Raw genomic sequence first — 18,544 nt, 5'->3', positions numbered from 1 at the left:
GCCACGCTGTCGGCCGAGCTAGGCGCTGGCCGATCCGGCCGTGCAGCAGAAAATACTGGGCGCCGGCACGGTGGCCGCTTATATGCCGCCCGAGCAGCTGGCCGCGCGCATGAAGGCCGACTACAGCAAGTGGGGCAAGGTGATCCAGGACAACGGCATCCGCGGCGACTGAGTGATTCGGATGCCGCTTCGGTGGCCCCGCTGAAGTTCAGGCGGGCTGCTGCCCTTGGGGCTGGCTGGCCGGCAGGGCCGGCAATTGCAGTGCCGGCTGGCAGGCGGCCGCGGCCAGGCCAAGGAACTGGCTGGAGGTGCGCAGGAACTGCTGGCAGGTCTGGCGGAAAAGCTCGAAGTCCATGTAGGTCTCGGTGAGATGGGGGTGCGCGGTCCGGCCGTGGCCACCGCGCCGCCGGCATCTTGCGTGGCGGATATGACAGTTTCTTGAAATCCCGCCAGCCTGCGCCGCCTACTGTCGCGCCAGGCGCACGGCGCTGCCAGAATGCCCACTGTGCTGGCAGAGGTGCTAAAATCTAAGTCTTTGATTCTCTTGGCCAAATGCTGCAGCCAGCATGGCCGTGCCGGAACCCTCCCGGCGCCAGGCGAGAGTCAGGGCGAGATGAGTTCCAGACGCGTATCCGTTTGTGCCGGGTTCGCCTCCCGCCAGACACCGATACCCATGACCACTACGAACGCACCAGAAGCCACTACCGCGGGGCAGACCGCCGTGCAGACATTCGACAGCTTCGGCCTGGACGCGCGCATCCTGCGCGCCTTGTCCGAGCAGGGCTACACCACGCCCACCCCGATCCAGGCACAGGCCATCCCGGTCGTGCTGATAGGCAAGGACATGATGGGCGCCGCGCAGACCGGCACCGGCAAGACCGCGGGCTTCGCGCTGCCGATCATCCAGCGCCTGCTGCCGCTGGCCAATGCTAGCGCCTCGCCGGCACGCCACCCGGTGCGCGCGCTGATGCTGACGCCCACACGCGAGCTGGCCGACCAGGTCTACGACAACGTCGCGCGCTACGCCAAGCACACCGACCTGCGCAGTACCGTGGTGTTTGGCGGCGTGGACATGAACCCGCAGACCGATGCGCTGCGCCGCGGCGTGGAAATCCTCGTTGCCACGCCCGGCCGCCTGCTGGACCACGTGCAGCAGAAGTCGGTCAACCTGTCGCAGGTGCAGATGCTGGTGCTGGACGAAGCCGACCGCATGCTCGACATGGGCTTCCTGCCGGACCTGCAGCGCATCATCAACCTGCTGCCGGCGCATCGCCAGACGCTGCTGTTCTCGGCCACGTTCTCGCCGGAAATCAAGCGGCTGGCCTCCAGCTACCTGAAGCACCCGGTCACCATTGAAGTGGCGCGCAGCAACTCGACCAACGAGAACGTGCGCCAGATGGTGTACCTGGTCGAAGACGGCCACAAGCAGGCAGCGGTCGTGCACCTGCTCAAGCAGCGCGCCGAGCAGGGGCTGTCGCGCCAGTGCATCGTCTTCGTCAACAGCAAGATCGGCTGCTCGCGCTTGGCGCGCCACCTGGAGCGCGAGGGCATCAACGCCGCCGCCATCCACGGCGACAAGACCCAGACCGAGCGCATGCAGACGCTGGAAGGCTTCAAGAGCGGCACCATCGACGCGCTGGTCGCCACCGACGTGGCCGCGCGCGGGCTCGATATCCCCGACATGCCGTGCGTGGTCAATTTCGACGTGCCGTACAGCGCCGAAGACTATGTGCACCGCATCGGCCGTACCGGCCGTGCCGGCGCCAGCGGCGATGCGCTGTCGATCTACGTGCCGGGCAATGACGAGCGCTTGCTGTCAGATATCGAGAAGCTGATCAAGCGCAGCATCCCGCGCGGCAAGCTGGAAGGCTTCGACCCGACCGGCGAGCGCGCCCGCCAGGGCGACACCGAGCGCCGCCGCGAGCGTAGTGACGTGCGCCGCGCGCGCGGCAACGGCGAGGGCGAAGAGCGTCCGCGCCGCCACGAGCACAGCGCCAACCGCCAGGTGTTCCGTGCCTCGGATGATCCGTTCTTCTCGCGCCCGTACGAGCCCAGCGCCGCCAGTGTCGCCCAGGCCAAGGCGGCCGATGAAGTGGCCGCTGCGCTGAGCCGCGGCCGCCAGGCGCCCAAGCGGCCGGTGGCTGCCCTGCTGGGTGGCGTGCCGCGCAAGTCCTGATCTGATCCTGCCGTAGCTGAAAATGGCCCGCTTGCGCGGGCCATTTGCTTTTTGAGGGACGCTAGCCGCGCAGGGGCTGCGGCAGCCTGGCCAGCAGTTGGCGCCACCCGTCGGTGGCACGCGCAAGCCAGTCGTTCACACTCTCCGCGTGGTTCGACAACCCCAGGTGGGTGCCGGCTTCGCGCAGCGCGTCCAGCGGTGCGGTGGTGTCGATTGCCTGCGCACCGCTTTGCTTGCTCAGCTTCTCGCCGGTCTGGTTGGCCACCACCGGCACGTGCAGGTAGGCCGGCGTGGGCAGGCCCAGCAGGTGCTGCAGGTGGATCTGGCGCGGCGTGGAGTCGAGCAGGTCGGCGCCGCGCACGATATGCGTGATGCCCTGCAGGCCGTCATCCACCACTACCGCCAGTTGATACGCCCACAGCCCGTCCGCGCGGCGCAGCACGAAGTCGCCCAGTTCGGTTTCCAGGTCCTGGCACTGGCGGCCCTGCCAGCGGTCGTCGAAGCACAGGGTGGCGGCTGGGCCGTCCGGCACGCGCACGCGCCAGGCGCGCGGCAGCTTGCCGTTCAGGCCGTGGCGGCAAGTGCCGGGATAGCCCAGGGTCTGGTGCCGCTCGCGCACGTGCACCAGCGAATCGGCGATCTCCTTGCGCGAACAGCCGCAGGGGTAGAGTTGCCCGGCGGCGTCTAGGCGGCGCAGCGCATCGGCATAGAACGGTTCACGCCGGCTCTGCCATACCGGCGGCTCGTCCGACGTCATGCCCAGGCGTTCCAGTGTGAGCAGGATGTCGTCGTCCGCGCCGCGCACGCAGCGCGGCATGTCGATGTCCTCGATGCGCACCAGCCACTGGCCGCCGTGCGCCCGCGCATCCAGCCAGCTGGCCAGCGCGGTGACCAGCGAGCCCATATGCAGTGGCCCGGTGGGCGAGGGGGCGAAGCGGCCGCGATAGCCGGCTGCCCCGGCAACCGTCGGTACTGCCGTCACTACCATGAGGCCTGCCCTCAGCCGGCGAAGTCGGGTTGCTGCAGCAGCGCCTGCGCCAGGCGCGGGTCTTCCAGCTTGCTGGCCCACCACTGCAGCGCCTTGCCGCGGTTGCTGGTGCGCCAGGCTACCTTGAAGTTGCCGGGCGCGCGCACCTCGACGGTCTCGCGCGCCTGCAGCACGCCGCTTTCGATATGGGGTTGCGCCATCGGCGCCGGCAGCCAGCCGCAGCCCAGCCCGCGGATCTGCGCTTCCAGCTTGTCGCGCATGGTGGGCACCACCAGTACGTCCTGGCCGGCCAGGACGCCGTGGGTGCGTGCTGGCAGGTTGCGCGAGGTGTCGCCCACCGCGACGATGCGGTGCCTGGCGATCTGGATGGTGGTGAGCGGGCCTTCCTCGGTGGCTAGCGGATGGTGCGCCGCCACCGCAAACACGAACGGCATCGAGCCCAGCGGCCGGATCTGGAAGCCCTGCGTGCTGGGCGCATCGTAGGCGCCGCCGATCACCAGGTCGGCGCGGTTGCTGACCAGCGCATCCCAGGCGCCGCCCAGCACTTCCTTGGAAAAGCGCAGCCGGGTGGCGGTGTTCTCGGCATAGAAGTCGTGGATCACCGGCAGCAGCGCGCGGAAGTTGATCAGGTCGTCGACCACGATGGTGAGGGTGGCCTCCCAGCCGGTGGCCAGGCGCTTGACGCGCCGTGCCAGGTCATCGGCGGCATGGAGCAGGTGGCGGCCCTCATCGAGCAGGGCGCGGCCGGCCGGCGTCAGCTCGGCACGGTGGCGGCGTCGGTCAAACAGCAGCACGTCCAGGTCTTCTTCCAGCTTGCGCACCACGTAGGTCAGCGCGGAAGGGACCTTGCCCATCTCGTGGGCGGCGGCTGCAAAGCTGCCCTTGCGTTCAATGGCGTCCAGGACTTCGAGGGATTCTAGTGAGAGGGCCATGTTCAGAAATTCTGAATGACTGCTTCTAAGACGATCCCCGTAAATATACGCCTCAAGCCCTAAACTTCCTAGCATCAAAAGCGAAAACGTATGCCGCGACACGGTTATCAAGCCAGTGCTCGCGGGCAAACAGGCTCAAGGAGGGCCATCAAAATGATTGAAATCAGAAAGTCTGCAGAGCGTGGTTACGCCGATCATGGCTGGCTGAAGTCTTTTCATTCATTCTCGTTCGCCGACTACTATGACCCGAAGTATGTGCAGTTCGGGCCACTGCGCGTGATCAACGAGGACCGCGTCGCGCCGGGTATGGGCTTTGGCACCCACGGCCACCGCGACATGGAAATCATCAGCTACGTGCTGGAGGGTGAACTGGCCCACAAGGACAGCATGGGCAACGGCAGCGTGATCCGCCCTGGCGATGTGCAGCGCATGAGCGCCGGCACCGGCGTGCGTCATTCGGAGTACAACCACGCCGCGAATGACACCACCCACTTCCTGCAGATCTGGATCATGCCGGCTGAGACCGGTATCGACCCCGGCTACGAGGAAAAGCATTTCGACGCAGCCGACAAACGCGGCAGGCTGCGCCTGGTGGCCAGCGCCGACGGCGCCGAGGGCTCGGTGGTGGTGCACCAGGACGTGCGCCTGTACGCCGGCCTGTTCGATGGCGACGAGGCGGCCACGCTGGCGCTGGCGCCGGGCCGCCGCGCCTATGTCCACGTGGCGCGCGGGCGGGTGACGGTCAACGGCAAGGCGCTTGAAGCCGGCGACGCAGCGAAGCTGGAAGCCGTGGGCGAGGTCGCGCTGTCTGGCGGCGATGGCGCCGAAGTACTGGTGTTCGACCTGCCCTGAGCATCGTTCATTGCCGCATGCAAGAGCCCGCCTTCCGGCGGGCTTTTGTTTTTTGCACCGCGCGCCGGGCCCCGGCAGGTAGCGCTGTGCTATCTTCTCGCTATGCATTGCGCCTGTGCCGGCACATCGCCGGCAAGCCCGGAAGGGCCAGGCGTGCCCTTGGAACACCCCGTACCAAGATGACCTTTGTTTCCATTCTCCTGGCGCTGATCGCTGAACAATTCCGCGCCCTGGGCCGCAACAACCCGATCCACGAGATCGTGCGCGCACTCGGCGACCGTGCGGAACACGCCTTCGACACCGGCCGGCCGCGCGACGCCGCGCTGGCCTGGCTGACCGTGGTCGTGCCGCTGACCCTGGCGGTGATCGTGGTGCACTACCTGCTGGCCTCGATCAGCGTGGCGCTGACGCTCGCCTGGAATGTGCTGGTGCTGTACATGACGTTGGGCTTTCGCCAGTTCAGCCACTTCTTTACCGACATCCACGAGGCCCTGAACCGCGACGACGTCCATACCGCGCGCACGCTGCTGCACGAGTGGACCGGCCTGGACACCGTCGAGATGCCGGTTTCCGAGATCGTGCGGCACACGCTGGAAGCGGCAATCGTCGCCGTGCACCGGCATGTGTTCGGCGTGTTCTTCTGGTTCCTGGTGCCGGTCGGCCCCGGCGGGGTGGTGCTGTACCGCACCGCCGAATACCTGAGCCGCCACTGGAACCAGCCCTCGGCCGAGCGCAGCCCCGCGCTGGGCCGCTTTGCGGCGCGCGCCTTTTATTTGCTGGACTGGGTGCCGTCGCGGCTGACGGCGATCGGCTTTGCCATCGTCGGCAACTTCGAGGATGCGGTCTACGCCTGGCGCAACCATGCGCGCAAGTGGAACGATGCCGTCAACGGCATCCTGCTTGCCAGCGGGGGCGGGGCGCTGGGCGTGCGCCTGGGCACGCCGCTGGCCGAGGACGATTCCACCGTGGTGCTGCGCACCAGCGTGGCCGGCCCGGCCGTGGACTACGCGCCCGGCATGGAAGAGGACAACGGCGGCCCGGAACCGGTGCCGCCCGAATTCGGCACCGAGCCCGGCGTGCGCACGCTGCAGTCGGCCGTGGGCCTGGTATGGCGCGCGGTGGTGCTGTGGATGCTGCTGCTCGCGATGCTGTCGCTGGCGCTCTGGGTCGGCTGAGGGGCGTTTAAAAAACGGTGGGTCGGCGCGCTAGTCGCGGGCCGCGCCGCAGCGCCAGCAGGCGCCGAACTGGGCCTCGTGCCATTCCAGGCAGTGGCGGCATTGCCAGCTGGGCCCCGGCGCCGGGTTGGCGGCGGCATTGAGCACGGCCCACGCCTGCGCTTCCATCTCGTCATCGACCAGCCACACCTGTGGCGCACTCTCCCGGAACGGGATCTCGCCGGTCGCGCCGGCCAGCCAGGTATTGCGCAATTCCGCCCGGATGCCGGCCGCCCGCAGGACGTTCCGGCAATGGGCCGCATGGACGAGGGAAGTGGCGGACAGCAGCAGTTTCATGGCAGCGCACCGGGTAACCCAGGTGCGCTTACCTTACCACGGCTTCTGCTGGTTGGATTCGTGCAGCAACTGCATGTAGAGCTGGTGGCGGCGCTCGGAGATCGCTCCCGATGCGACCGCGGCCAGCACGCCGCAGCCGGGCTCGTTGACATGGTGGCAGTTGTAGAAGCGGCACTCGGTCAGCAGCGGCCGGAACTCCGGGAAGGCGCGTTCGAGCATGCCCTCGCTCAGGTGGTACAGGCCGAATTCCTGGAAGCCCGGCGAATCGATCAGCGCACCCTGGCGGCCGTCCACGGTGCCCCATTCGGCCGGCAGGTGATAGAGCCGCGTGAAGGTGGTGGTGTGCTTGCCGGAGTCAAGCTTGGCCGAGATCTCGCGGGTCTGCGCATCCACGCCCGGAATCAGCAGGTTCAGCAGCGACGACTTGCCCATGCCCGATTGCCCGATCAGGATGCTGGCCAGCCCCGCCAGGCGCGGCTTGAGCGCGGCCAGCGCCTGCGCCGGGTCGGCGCGCACCGACAGCTCCAGCGTGTCGTAGCCCAGCCCGCGGTACAGCGCCAGGCGCCCACGCGCTTCTTCCAGCCGGTCGGGCAGGTCGGTCTTGTTGAGCACGATCAGCGGCCGGATCTCCATCGCCTCGGCCGACACCAGCGCGCGGCCGAGCAGGTCTTCGGAGAAGCCCGGCTCGGTTGCCAGCACGATCACGACCTGGTCGATATTGGCGGCCAGCAGCTTGGACTTGAACTGGTCGGAGCGGTGCAGCAGGTTCTTGCGCGGCGAGGCCGCGGTGATCACGCACTGGTCGGCGGCGGCGCGTTCCACGCTGACATGGTCGCCCACCGCGCAGTCGCTCTTCTTGCCGCGCGGGAAGGCATGCATGCGCGTGCCGTCGCCCAGCTCGACCACATAATGGCGGCCATGGGCGGCGATGATCAGCGCGGATTCGGTGGTCTTGCCGGCATGGCTGCCGCCGCCGGCGTTGCGGTGACGCGTGGCGCGGCTCATGCGTGCGCCAGCAGACGGTCGATCCGCTGCGCGGCGGGCGGATGCGAGTAGTAGAAGGCGCTGTAGAGAGGATCGGGCGTCAGCGTCGAGGCGTTGTCCTTGTACAGCTTCACCAGCGCCGACACCAGGTTGCCGGCATCGGTCTGGTCGGCGGCAAAGGCGTCGGCCTCGAACTCATGGCGGCGCGACGAAAGGCTCGACAGCGGCCCCAGCAGGAAGGTGAACACCGGCAGCGCCAGGAAGAACAGCACCAGCGCCAGCGCGTTGTTGGACACGCCCAGGTTGGGCACCACGCCCAGCCCGGTGTAGAACCAGCTGCGCGTGGCCAGCCAGCCCAGCAGCGCCAGGAACACCAGGCTCAGCGCAAAGGTGACGACGATGCGCTTGGCCACGTGGTGGCGCTTGAAGTGGCCCAGCTCATGTGCCAGCACCGCCTCGATCTCGTCGCCCGACAGGCGCTCCAGCAGCGTATCGAAGAAGACAATGCGCTTGGCCGCGCCGAAGCCGGTGAAATACGCATTGCCGTGGGCGCTGCGCTTGCTGCCGTCCATCACGAACAGGCCCTTGCTGGCAAAGCCGCAGCGCTTCATCAGGGCCTCGATGCGCTGGCGCAGCGATTCATCGGTGAGCGGCTCGAACTTGTTGAACAGCGGCGCGATAAAGGTCGGGAACACCACCAGCAGGAACAGGTTGAAGGCCATCCACACCAGCCAGGTCCAGACCCACCACAGCGAGCCGGCGCGCTCCATCAGCCACAGCACCGCCAGCAGCAGCGGCAGGCCCAGCGCGCACGCCACCACCAGCATCTTGGCCACGTCGGCCAGCCACAGGCCGAACGTCATCTTGTTGAAGCCGAAGCGCTCCTCGATGCCGAACTGGCCGTACAGCGAGAACGGCAGGTCGACCAGCCCGCCGATCAGCGCCACGCTGGCCACCAGCGCCACGCCGTAGGCATAGCCCGGGCCGAAAGTGTCCAGCCAGGACTGGTTGAGCCACTGCAGCCCGCCGAGCATGGTGAAGCCGATCAGCACCGCGGCCCCGGCCAGCACCTCGAGCATCGACAGCCGGGTGCGGGCGATGGTGTAGTCCGCGGCCTTCTGGTGCGAGGCCAGGGTGATGGTGTCGGCAAAGCGCGGCGGCACCGCATTGCGGTGCTGCGCCACATGCCGGATCTGGCGGGCGGCCAGCCAGAGCCTGGTCAGCACCATCAGCACCAGGGCGGCGAGAAAGACAATCGTGAACATCGGCAAGAGCCTTGTTGTGGGTGCGGGCGCCCGGCATTTTGTGCGGCGGGCGTCCGTTGGACCGCCGGGCCCGGGGTGGGGCGGGCGGCGGTCCGGGATATCCGGAAAACGCCCCGGCGCAGGTGCGCAAACGGCCATTCCGGACGGATATGCGAGAATTATAAATTGTTCGCGCCCGGCCCCGCCGCGGCCGCTTCCCTGAAATCCCTATCTTCCGCAGTCCCGATGACAAGCCAAGCCACCAAATCCGTCAAAAGTGAAAATAACCTGATCTGGCTGGACATGGAAATGACCGGCCTGCAGCCGGATACCGATCGCATCATCGAAATAGCGATCGTCGTTACCGACTCCGAACTCAATATCCTGGCCGAAGGCCCAGTGCTGGTGATCCACCAGAGCGATGCCGTGCTCGACGGCATGGACAACTGGAACAAGGGCACCCACGGCCGCTCGGGCCTGATCGACAAGGTCAAGGCATCGACCCTGACCGAAGAGCAGGCCGAGGCCGAACTGCTGGCCTTCCTCAAGCGCTGGGTGCCGGCCAACAAGTCGCCGATGTGCGGCAACTCGATCTGCCAGGACCGCCGCTTCATGGCGCGCTACATGCCCAAGCTGGAGGCGTTCTTCCACTACCGCAACCTGGACGTGTCCACGCTGAAGGAGCTGTGCAAGCGCTGGGAGCCGGCCATCCACAAAGGCTTTATCAAGCGCCAACTGCATACGGCGCTGGCCGACATCCTGGAATCGGTCGAAGAACTGCGCTACTACCGCACGCACTTTATCCGTCACACCGCGCCGGGCGCTGCACCGGCCGCCGACGCGCCGGCCGCCGACACGCCCGCCGCCGACACGCCCGCGCAATAACCGGGGCCAGCGGCTCCCAGAACAACAACCCACCACCAGCGACGGGACGCCCGCACCGGGCGGCCACGTTGCCGCCGCCGGGCGCCGCGCGCTGCCCCGGGGCGCGTCCCGCCCGCCTGCCCATGCTTGAGCGCATCGTCTCCATCATCACGCCGGTCATTCTGATCATCCTGGTCGGGTGGCTGTACGGGCGCAAGGCCCATCCGGACATGGCCGGCATCAACCGCGCCACGCTGGACGTGATCGCGCCGCTGCTGGTGGTATCGGCCTTCGTCAGCAAGGATTTCGTGCTGGCCGACCAACTGGTGCTGCTGGGCTGCGCGGTGGCGGTGGTGCTGGGCTCGGGCGTGCTGGCGTGGGCGCTGGCGCGGCTGCTGAAGGCCGATCCGCGCACCTTTGTGCCGCCGATGATGTTCAACAACTGCGGCAACATGGGCCTGCCGCTGTCGGTATTTGCCTTCGGTCCGGCGGGGCTGGCGCCGGCGGTGGCGCTGTTCGCGGCATCGAACCTGATGCACTTCACCATCGGTATGAAGATCGTCAACCGCCATGCGTCGATGGCGCAGATCGCGCGCAACCCCATGGTGCTGGCCACCGTGGCGGGCGTGGCGCTGGCGCTGGCGCGGCCATGGTTCACGCTGCCGGACCCGGTCTACCAGTCGGTCAAGCTGCTGGGCGACGCCACCGTGCCGCTGATGCTGTTCGCGCTGGGCGTGCGGATGAAGGACGTCAGCCTGCGCAACTGGGGCATGGGCCTGGTCGGCGCCGTGGCCTGCCCGCTGACGGGCATCGCGGTGGCGCTGCTGCTGGCGCAGTGGGTGCCGTTGACCGAATTGCAGCGTGGCCTGCTCTTTGTGTTTGCCGCGCTGCCGCCGGCGGTGCTGAACTTCCTGGTGGCGGACCATTTCCGGCAGGAGCCGGACCAGGTGGCGTCGATCGTGCTGCTGGGCAATATCGCCGCGGTGGTGTTCGTGCCGGTGGGGTTGTACCTGGGCTTGCGCTGAGGCGCGGGGAGGGGGGAAGCCCGCAGGCGGGCGCCTGCGGGCGATTGGTGAGATTGGTGAGATTACGCCGCGGGCTTGGCCCGCACGGCGTTCTTCGGGCGCCAGGCCTTGACCACGGCTTCGTCGGTTTCCATATAGGGGCCGCCGATCAGGTCGATGCAATACGGCACCGCAGCAAAGATCCCTTGCACCACGGCCTTGCCATCGGCATCGCGCAGGCCTTCCAGGGTCTCGCGGATGGCGCGCGGCTGGCCGGGCAGGTTGACGATCAGCGCGGCGCGGCTGGCGGTCTCGCGGATCACCGCCACCTGGCGCGACAGGATCGCGGTCGGCACGAAATGCAGGCTGACCTGGCGCATCTGCTCGCCAAAGCCGGGCATTTCCTTGGTACCCACGGCCAGCGTGGCCTCGGGCGTCACGTCGCGGCGCGCCGGGCCGGTGCCGCCGGTGGTCAGCACCAGGTCGCAGCCGGCCACGTCGACCAGGTCGATCAGGGTGCGCGAGATCTGCGCCTGCTCGTCCGGGATCAGCCGCTCCACCGCCTGCCAGGGCGTGGTCAGCGTGCGCCCGAACCACTCGCGCAGCGCCGGGATGCCTTCGTCCTGGTAGGTACCGGCCGAGGCGCGGTCCGAGATCGAAACGAAGCCGACAACGAGTTCGTCGGGATGGTTGCGGACTACCGGCTGCGTGGTCTGGGTCATGCCTCGGGCTCCGGGGTAGGGGGTTGGTCCTCGGCGGCGCCGGCCTTGCCGTCCTTCACGTCCAGCGCCGTCTTGATCGCCTGGAACAGCTCGCGGAAATAGCGCGGCGGCTTGCTTTGCTCCTTTTCCTTGCGCGCGTTGCGGATGGTGTTGCGCAGCGCCTGCACGTCGATGCCGGGATGCTCGGCGAGGAAGCGCGTCAGCGCCGCGTCGTCGGCCAGCAGCAGCTCGCGCCAGCGCTCGATCAGGTGCATGCGGGCGGTTTCGGCCTTGCTTGTGCCCTTGAAGCCCTCCAGCGCTTGCCGGATCACCTCGACCTCTTCGTCCTCGAGGCCGCGCATGATCTTGCCCACGAACTGCATCTGGCGGCGCTTGCCTTCGTGGCTGTTGATGCGGCGGGCCTGGTGGATGGCGTCGGCCAGCGCTTCGGGCATGGGCACGCGCGCCAGGCGGTCCTTGGCCAGCGCTTCCAGCTCGGCGCCAAGGTCCTGCAGGGCGGTCATGTCGCGCTTGCGCTGCGACTTGCTTTTCGGTTCGTCGTCTTCCGGTTCGGGCGCAAAGCCTCCGGGAAAGCGCGAGCCATTCGGATTACGGGAATTTCGCGTCATGCCCGGCATTTTATCTTGCTATGATTGCCGCTTGGACTTTTGATGACACCCGCCCAGCATGGACCAGATCGCAGAACAGACCGCGCACTTCACCTACACCCAGGCCCAGCTCAGCGAGATGGCCGCCGATGTGCTGCGCGTTGCACGCGAACTTGGGGCGACCGACGCCGCCACCGAGATCTCCGAAGGCAGCGGCCTGTCGGTATCGGTACGCAAGGGGCAGGTGGAAACCATCGAGCAGAACCGCGACAAGGTGGTCGGGGTCACGGTCATGATCGGCAAGCGCCGCGGCAATGCCAGCACCTCGGACTTCTCGCCGGCCGCGCTGCGCGCCACCGCCGAGGCCGCCTACAACATCGCCCGCTTCACGGCCGAGGACGATTGCGCCGGCCTGGCCGAGGAAGAACTGCTGGAACGCGCGCCACAGGACCTGGAACTGTTCCACCCGTGGGCGCTGGACGCCGAGCGTGCCATCGACATCGCGACCCGCGCCGAGGCCGCCGCCTTCGCGGTGTCGCCGCGCATCCGCAACAGCGACGGCGCCAGCGTGTCGGCGCAGCATTCGCAGTTCGTGCTGGCGACCACGCGCGGCTTCTCGGGCGGCTATCCGTATTCGCGCCATTTCATCTCGTGCGCGCCGATCGCCGGCAGCGGCAGTGGCATGCAGCGCGATGACTGGTACTCGTCCAAGCGTTCGCCGCTGGCGCTGGCCGCGCCCGAGGATATCGGCCGCTACGCCGCCGAGCGCGCGCTGGCGCGGCTGCAGGCGCGCCAGTTGTCCACGCGCCGCTGCCCGGTGCTGTTCGAGGCGCCGCTGGCCGCGGGGCTGCTGGGTGCCTTCGTGCAGGCGGTGTCGGGCGGCGCGCTGTACCGCAAATCCACGTTCCTGTGCGATTCGCTGGGCCAGGCCGTGTTTGCGCCGCATATCCAGATCCACGAGCAGCCGCATACCCCCGGCGCCATGGGCAGCGCCCCGTTCGACGAGGAAGGCGTGCGCACCCGTGCCCGCGACGTGGTGCGCGACGGCGTGGTGCAGGGCTATTTCCTGTCGACCTATTCCGCGCGCAAGCTCGGCATGCAGACCACCGGCAACGCCGGCGGCTCGCACAACCTGACGCTGACCAGCTCGCTGACCGAGCCCGGCGACGACTTCCCGGCGATGCTGCGCAAGCTCGGCACCGGCCTGCTGGTGACCGAACTGATGGGGCAGGGCGTCAACTACGTGACCGGCGACTATTCGCGCGGCGCCTCGGGCTACTGGGTCGAGAACGGCGTGATCCAGTACCCGGTGGAGGAGATCACCATCGCCGGCAATATGGCCGAGATGTTCCAGCAGATCGTCGCCATCGGCGCGGATGCGCTGGTGCGCGGCACCAAGGAAACCGGCTCGATCCTGCTTGAGCAGATGACGATTGCCGGCACGTGAGCGGCGCGTGCCGCCCAAAGAAAAAGCAGGCCGGCCGGCCTGCTTTTTTATTGCCCGCGCAACGCCTTACGACTCGTCCGACGGCGGCCGCTCATACGTGACGAAGGCATAGTCGAAGCCATTCGCCTCCGAATGATGCGTTTCGCGCGCGGTTTCAATCCATTGGGTGCGGTCAATCGCCGGGAAGAAGGCGTCGCCTTCCACGTCCGCGTCGATCTCGGTCACCACCAGCCGGTCCGCGCACGGCATGGCCTCGGCGTAGAGCTGCGCGCCGCCGATCAGGAAGATCTGCTCCGCGCCGACGCACAGGCGCTGGGCGTCTTCCAGCGAGGCCGCCACCTCGGCACCCTCGATGCGCAGGTCCGGGTTGCGGCTGACCACGATATTGCGGCGCCCCGGCAGCGGGCGGCCGATCGAGTCCCAGGTCTTGCGGCCCATGATCACGGGCGCGCCCATGGTGGTGCGCTTGAAGTGCGCCAGGTCTTCCGGCAAGCGCCACGGCAGCGTGTTGTCGCGGCCGATGGTGTTGTTGCGGGCGCGGGCGACGACCAGTGTCAGCAGCGTCATACGGCCACCGGTGCCTTGATGGCGGCGTGCGACTGGTAGCCGGCCAGTTCAAAGTCTTCGTAGCGGTAGTCGAAGATGCTGTCGGGCTTGCGCAGGATCTTCAGCTGCGGCAGCGCCAGCGGCTCGCGCGCCAGCTGGGTCTGCACCTGCTCAAAATGGTTGTTGTACAGATGGCAGTCGCCGCCGGTCCAGACGAAGTCGCCCACTTCCAGCCCGGTCTGCTGCGCCATCATGTGGGTCAGCAGCGCATAGCTGGCGATATTGAACGGCACGCCCAGGAAGATATCGGCGCTGCGCTGGTAGAGCTGGCACGACAGCCGGCCATCGGCCACGTAGAACTGGAAGAACGCGTGGCAGGGCGGCAGCTTCATGCGCGGGATGTCGGCCACGTTCCAGGCCGATACGATCAGGCGGCGCGAATCCGGGTTGGCGCGGATCTGCGCCAACAGGTCGGAGATCTGGTCGATATGGCGGCCGTCCGGGGCCGGCCACGAGCGCCACTGCGAGCCGTAGACCGGACCCAGTTCGCCGTTCTCGTCGGCCCACTCGTCCCAGATGGTGACGCCGTGCTCCTGCAGCCAGCGCACGTTGGTCGAGCCCTGCAGGAACCACAGCAGCTCCAGGATGATGGACTTCAGGTGCAGCTTCTTGGTGGTCACCACCGGGAAGCCTGCGCGCAGGTCGAAGCGCATCTGGTAGCCGAACACCGAGCGCGTGCCGGTGCCGGTGCGGTCGGCCTTGTCGGTGCCATGCTCGTACACATGGCGCATGAAGTCGAGGTACTGTTTCATCGGCGCGGGGCGGGATCGGAAGTGACGCGGGCGCTGGTCCCGCAAAGCTGGCATTTTAAAGCAAAAGGGCCATCCCTAAGGATGGCCCTTCACCGGCATGGCAGGAGCGGGCGCCCCGGCCATGCCTGGCACGGCTTGCCGCCTTAGTGGCTGCTGGCCGGTTGCTGCACGCGGCGCTTCTGCACCAGGTAGCCGGCGCCCAGCACGCCGCCGACGATCAGCACGTACAGGCCCCAGTTGACCACCGGGTTGGCTTCGAAGAACGCCTTGATCATCGGCTCGTGCACGATCATCTTGACCGCGGTGAACGCCAGCACGCCCGCGCCCAGGTAGATGATGACCGGGAAGCGGCTCATCAGCTTGAGCACCAGGCTCGAGCCCCATACCACGATGGGGATGCTGATCAGCAGGCCCAGCACCACCAGCAGGAAGCTGCCGTGCGCGGCACCGGCCACGGCCAGCACGTTGTCCACGCCCATCACCGCGTCGGCGATGATGATGGTCTTCATTGCGCCCCACAGGGTCGAGGCGCCCGAGCCGTGCCCTTCGCCGTCGCCTTCATCGGACAGCAGCTTGTAGGCAATCCACACCAGCGCCAGGCCGCCAACCAGCATCAGCCCCGGAATCTTCAGCAGCCAGACCACGCCGATCGTCATGGCCGAGCGCACCACCACGGCACCGACGGTACCCCAGATGATGGCCTTTTTCTGCAGGTGGGGGGGCAGGTTGCGCGCCGCCAGGGCGATCACGATGGCATTGTCGCCAGCCAGCACCAGGTCAATGACGACGATGGACAGCAGTGCCGTCAGGAACTGCATCGTGAACAGATCGGTAAACCACTCCATGAACTCTCCTCAGGGTACGAATCCGCGCGGGGCGCGTATTGGGTTCGCCTGGATTCCTGGAGCACGGGAGGGTTGGGGCCGCCTTTGCAAACCATGAAAACCAGGTTGCAAAGGTCTTGCTCGACCATAGGCGCGGTATGCGCACCGTTGGTCAGCACAACCGGGGACACAGGTCCCGGAATGACGATTGTGCTAAGGGCATGGGCCCCGGAGCTACTCCCCTTTGAGGGACACGACCCGTTGGGGTCGCGTTCGGCCGCATTATAAACGAACTGCAACGGATATGGCTCATCAGGAAAGATACTGACTCAAGGTTCTTGATGTGTTGCATACGGCGCATAGGAGGATCGGGCGGTGCGCGATCCCCCGGATGGGCCTATTCTTTAAGTTCGGCTTCGCCCGACGCGTCCCGGACGGCACAGGGAGGTGTTGCGGAGACCGGCGCGCACGACATGCACAGCGCGGCCTTGGGGAATACGCAGTGAAGCAGTGACCATTCGCGACCACACAAGGAAACGACATGCCGGCTGTCCCGAATCCGCCGAATACCCCCTTCCAGAACAAAGCCCCGCAGACACCTCTCCCCCCCCTGAACCACCACAACGGCCATGCGGCCGCACCGCCCGCCCTGGTCGCGCTGGCCAATGGCCGCGCGCACTGGCCGCCGCCCCAGCCGGAGTTCGTGCAGCAGTACCGCGAGGACAGCGGCGCGCTGCGCGAGCAGGTGCTGGCCGGGCTGCGCGCCGGGCAGGCCGCCATCAGCCCCAAGTTCTTCTACGACGTGCTGGGCTCGCGCCTGTTCGAGGCCATCACCGACCTGCCTGAGTACTATCCGACCCGCACCGAGGCCGCAATCTTTGCCGGCGCGGCGCCGGCCATCGCCGCGCGTGCCGGCAGCGGCTGCGTGCTGGTGGACCTGGGAGCGGGCAATTGCGAAAAGGCTGCCAGGCTCTTCGGCAGCCTGCGCCCGGCGCAGTACGTGGCGCTGGATATCTCGGTGGAGTTCCTGCGCGCGACGCTGTCGTCGCTGCAGCAGCAGCATCCCGAGATCCCGATGCTGGGCCTGGGCGCCGACCTGTGCGCGCCGTTCGATCTGCCCGCCAACGTCAGGCGCGGCAGGCGGCTGTTCTTCTATCCGGGCTCGAGCATCGGCAATTTCGCCCCGGTCGAGGCCCTGGCATTGCTGCAGCGCATGCGCGGCGCCGCCGGGCGCGGCGACGGCGTGCTGATCGGGGTCGACCTGCACAAGGACGAAGCCACGCTGGTGTCGGCCTATGACGATGCGCTGGGCGTCACCGCCGCGTTCAACCGCAACGTGCTGCGCAACGTGAACCGCATCGTCGGCACGGATTTCTCGCTGGACGACTGGCGCCATGTGGCGAGCTTCGACCGCGCGGCATCGCGCATCCAGATGCATCTGCAGGCGTGCCGCGACGTGCGCGTGCAGTGGCAGGGCGGCGCGCGCGAGTTTGCCGCCGGCGAACGGATCCATACCGAGGACTCCTACAAATACCGCCCGGAGGACTTCACGCTCTTGCTGGAAGCCGCCGGGTTTGACGACCCGGTGTACTGGACCGACCCGAGCGGCTGGTTCGCCGTGTTCCACGCGCGCGGCTGATCCGCCCGCGCGGGCGCCGTCCGGCAGGGATGGCAGGTAGTGTCATAATGGCCGCAGCCGGCCTGGCGTGCGAGCGCCAGGCCAGCAGTTGCCTGCTTCGGTCACTGCCTGTCCACTGTTCACTCCCTGCACGGACTTTCCCGATGAGCGGCTTTCCCATGCTTCCCGATCTCTACTTCACCGGCGGCAAGGCGACCTGGTCCGACCCGCGCCGGCTGCCGCGCGAAGGGCTGGCGCAGGCGCTGGTCGATGCGCGCAACCGCACGCTGGCGTGGCTGGCACCGTTCGGGCAGACGCGCCGCGCCTGGGACGTGCCGCATCAGTACGATGCCGATCCGCCGTTGTGGACGCTCGGGCACGTGGCCTGGCATGCGGAGTGGTGGTGCCTGCGCGGCGTGCGCCAGGTGGACCGCGGCGGCGTGCCGGTGCCGGTGGCGACCGAACAATCGCTGCTGGACGGCGCCGACGAGTGGTTCGACCCGGACCGCATCGGCCCCGACGAGCGCTGGGAGATCACGCTGCCCGACGTCGCAGTGGTCAAGCGCTATGCCGCCGACGTGCTCGACGGCGTGCTGCGCCGGATTGCGCTGCTGCCCGACGACAACGACCTGACCCTGTACCCGTACCGCCGCGCGCTGCTGCATGAGGATGCCCAGGGCGAAGGCGTGGCCGCGCTGTTGCAGGCGCTGGGCATGGCGCCCACGGAGGCCATCGGCGCCGGTCCGGTGCAGCCTGCGGGGCATGGCGGCACCCTGCATTTCCCGGGCGGTCGCTTCACCCTCGGCTGGAGCGATCCCGACGGCTTTGCCTGGCCGGATGAACTGCCGCCGCAGCCCACCTATGTCCCCGCGTTTGAAATGGACATGGCACCGGTCAGCAACGCGCAATTCCTCGAGTTCGTCGAGGACGGCGGCTATGAGCACCCGGCGTGGTGGTCGGCAGCGGGGCGCCAGTGGCTGATGACGCAGGAACGCTCGGCACCGCGCTACTGGTCGCGCCATCCGGAATCGCGCGCCTGGATGGTGGAGCGCTTCGGCACGCTGCGCACGCTCAATCCGGACGAGGCGGTGCGCCACGTCACGCTGTACGAGGCGCAGGCGTGGTGCGTGTGGGCGGGGCGGCGCCTGCCGGCGGAATCGGAATGGGAACTCGCCGCGACGCAGAACCGCGGCCTGCAGTGGGGGGCGCTGCGCGAGTGGACTGCCACGCCCTATGAGCCGTACGCGGGATTTGCCGCCGCGACGTCCGACAGCGAGGTGGTGGGGCGCTTTGGCACGCACCAGGCGGTGCGCGGTGTGTCGTTCGCCAGCCCCGCGCGGCTGCGCCATGTGCGGGCAAGGTGGGCGCGGTTGCCGGAGGATGATCTTTCCTTCATCGGCTTTCGCACCTGCGCGCTGTAGCGGGCTGTAGGC

20 protein-coding genes are annotated in these 18,544 nt (G+C 67.8%); 9 read left to right on the top strand and 11 right to left on the bottom strand.

Annotated elements, in window-relative coordinates; translation table 11 throughout:
* Positions 1–40 precede the first annotated feature (40 nt).
* Positions 41–172, top strand: a complete 132-nt coding sequence (locus KB879_RS40240) for a hypothetical protein (protein ID WP_256449251.1) — start codon at positions 41–43, stop codon at positions 170–172.
* A 36-nt stretch (positions 173–208) separates the two neighbouring features.
* On the opposite strand, the gene KB879_RS25510 is transcribed toward KB879_RS40240, so the two are convergent.
* Complete coding sequence (locus KB879_RS25510; RefSeq protein WP_013957519.1) at positions 209–355, bottom strand: hypothetical protein; 147 nt, start codon at positions 353–355, stop codon at positions 209–211.
* Between the two features lie 318 nt (positions 356–673).
* Here KB879_RS25510 and KB879_RS25505 point away from each other — a divergent pair, with 318 nt between their 5' ends.
* On the top strand, positions 674–2,176 hold the full coding sequence (locus tag KB879_RS25505) for a DEAD/DEAH box helicase (protein ID WP_176844223.1): 1,503 nt from the start codon (positions 674–676) through the stop codon (positions 2,174–2,176).
* A 61-nt stretch (positions 2,177–2,237) separates the two neighbouring features.
* On the opposite strand, the gene gluQRS is transcribed toward KB879_RS25505, so the two are convergent.
* Together gluQRS and KB879_RS25495 are read right to left on the bottom strand one after the other, a co-directional pair.
* Positions 2,238–3,164 carry a tRNA glutamyl-Q(34) synthetase GluQRS gene (gene gluQRS, locus KB879_RS25500; RefSeq protein ID WP_211980018.1) on the bottom strand — a complete coding sequence of 309 codons (927 nt, stop codon included), beginning with the start codon at positions 3,162–3,164 and terminating at the stop codon, positions 2,238–2,240.
* A gap of 11 nt (positions 3,165–3,175) precedes the next feature.
* The gene (locus KB879_RS25495) at positions 3,176–4,096 is read right to left on the bottom strand and encodes a LysR family transcriptional regulator (RefSeq protein ID WP_018311622.1); all 921 of its coding nucleotides are present in this window, start codon (positions 4,094–4,096) and stop codon (positions 3,176–3,178) included.
* Between the two features lie 153 nt (positions 4,097–4,249).
* Here KB879_RS25495 and KB879_RS25490 point away from each other — a divergent pair, with 153 nt between their 5' ends.
* Both KB879_RS25490 and KB879_RS25485 read left to right on the top strand, forming a co-directional pair.
* Complete coding sequence (locus KB879_RS25490) at positions 4,250–4,948, top strand: pirin family protein (RefSeq protein ID WP_211980017.1); 699 nt, start codon at positions 4,250–4,252, stop codon at positions 4,946–4,948.
* Between the two features lie 179 nt (positions 4,949–5,127).
* The gene (locus KB879_RS25485) at positions 5,128–6,123 is read left to right on the top strand and encodes a CobD/CbiB family protein (protein ID WP_013957514.1); all 996 of its coding nucleotides are present in this window, start codon (positions 5,128–5,130) and stop codon (positions 6,121–6,123) included.
* Between the two features lie 30 nt (positions 6,124–6,153).
* Here the strand turns inward: KB879_RS25485 and KB879_RS25480 are convergent, their stop codons facing one another.
* From KB879_RS25480 to KB879_RS25470, 3 genes are read right to left on the bottom strand one after another with little or no spacing between them, the layout of a single operon-like run.
* On the bottom strand, positions 6,154–6,459 hold the full coding sequence (locus tag KB879_RS25480; protein ID WP_010813618.1) for a putative signal transducing protein: 306 nt from the start codon (positions 6,457–6,459) through the stop codon (positions 6,154–6,156).
* A 33-nt stretch (positions 6,460–6,492) separates the two neighbouring features.
* Positions 6,493–7,464, bottom strand: coding sequence for a ribosome small subunit-dependent GTPase A (rsgA, locus tag KB879_RS25475; RefSeq protein WP_013957513.1), 972 nt, complete (start codon positions 7,462–7,464; stop codon positions 6,493–6,495).
* Positions 7,461–8,708: a M48 family metallopeptidase gene (locus KB879_RS25470; protein WP_211980016.1), complete on the bottom strand. Its 1,248-nt coding sequence runs from the start codon at positions 8,706–8,708 to the stop codon at positions 7,461–7,463. The genes rsgA and KB879_RS25470 overlap by 4 nt, the downstream gene beginning before the upstream one ends.
* 225 nt (positions 8,709–8,933) lie before the next feature.
* Between KB879_RS25470 and orn the strand changes: the two genes are divergently transcribed.
* Positions 8,934–9,572 (top strand): oligoribonuclease, encoded by a 639-nt coding sequence (gene orn / locus KB879_RS25465; RefSeq protein WP_211980015.1) that lies wholly within the window; start codon positions 8,934–8,936, stop codon positions 9,570–9,572.
* A gap of 122 nt (positions 9,573–9,694) precedes the next feature.
* Positions 9,695–10,576, top strand: coding sequence for an AEC family transporter (locus tag KB879_RS25460; RefSeq protein WP_013957510.1), 882 nt, complete (start codon positions 9,695–9,697; stop codon positions 10,574–10,576).
* Positions 10,577–10,638: 62 nt separating this feature from the next.
* On the opposite strand, the gene mog is transcribed toward KB879_RS25460, so the two are convergent.
* Both mog and yjgA read right to left on the bottom strand, forming a co-directional pair.
* The gene (gene mog, locus KB879_RS25455) at positions 10,639–11,277 is read right to left on the bottom strand and encodes a molybdopterin adenylyltransferase (RefSeq protein ID WP_211980014.1); all 639 of its coding nucleotides are present in this window, start codon (positions 11,275–11,277) and stop codon (positions 10,639–10,641) included.
* Entirely contained in the window at positions 11,274–11,894 is a 621-nt protein-coding gene (gene yjgA / locus KB879_RS25450) for a ribosome biogenesis factor YjgA (RefSeq protein WP_013957508.1), read from the bottom strand. Before yjgA ends, mog begins: the two co-directional genes overlap by 4 nt.
* A gap of 49 nt (positions 11,895–11,943) precedes the next feature.
* Between yjgA and pmbA the strand changes: the two genes are divergently transcribed.
* Positions 11,944–13,311 carry a metalloprotease PmbA gene (gene pmbA, locus KB879_RS25445; protein WP_013957507.1) on the top strand — a complete coding sequence of 456 codons (1,368 nt, stop codon included), beginning with the start codon at positions 11,944–11,946 and terminating at the stop codon, positions 13,309–13,311.
* A gap of 66 nt (positions 13,312–13,377) precedes the next feature.
* Here pmbA and KB879_RS25440 read toward each other — a convergent pair whose 3' ends face one another.
* From KB879_RS25440 to KB879_RS25430, 3 genes are all read right to left on the bottom strand, one after another.
* A complete protein-coding gene (locus KB879_RS25440; protein ID WP_035815758.1) occupies positions 13,378–13,878 on the bottom strand; it encodes a dihydrofolate reductase in 501 nt (166 codons plus the stop codon).
* The gene (locus tag KB879_RS25435) at positions 13,875–14,669 is read right to left on the bottom strand and encodes a thymidylate synthase (RefSeq protein ID WP_211980013.1); all 795 of its coding nucleotides are present in this window, start codon (positions 14,667–14,669) and stop codon (positions 13,875–13,877) included. The genes KB879_RS25440 and KB879_RS25435 overlap by 4 nt, the downstream gene beginning before the upstream one ends.
* Positions 14,670–14,812: 143 nt before the next feature.
* Positions 14,813–15,514: a TerC family protein gene (locus tag KB879_RS25430; protein WP_013957504.1), complete on the bottom strand. Its 702-nt coding sequence runs from the start codon at positions 15,512–15,514 to the stop codon at positions 14,813–14,815.
* A gap of 520 nt (positions 15,515–16,034) precedes the next feature.
* Here KB879_RS25430 and egtD point away from each other — a divergent pair.
* Positions 16,035–17,132, top strand: a complete 1,098-nt coding sequence (gene egtD, locus KB879_RS25425) for an L-histidine N(alpha)-methyltransferase (RefSeq protein WP_211980012.1) — start codon at positions 16,035–16,037, stop codon at positions 17,130–17,132.
* Positions 17,133–17,275: 143 nt separating this feature from the next.
* The gene (locus KB879_RS25420) at positions 17,276–18,532 is read left to right on the top strand and encodes an SUMF1/EgtB/PvdO family nonheme iron enzyme (RefSeq protein ID WP_211980011.1); all 1,257 of its coding nucleotides are present in this window, start codon (positions 17,276–17,278) and stop codon (positions 18,530–18,532) included.
* The last annotated feature ends 12 nt before the right edge of the window (positions 18,533–18,544 follow it).

Source organism: Cupriavidus sp. KK10 (genome assembly GCF_018223725.1).
In the GTDB taxonomy this organism is placed as follows: Bacteria; Pseudomonadota; Gammaproteobacteria; order Burkholderiales; family Burkholderiaceae; genus Cupriavidus; species Cupriavidus necator.
This window is presented reverse-complemented; position numbering and strand designations above follow the sequence as displayed.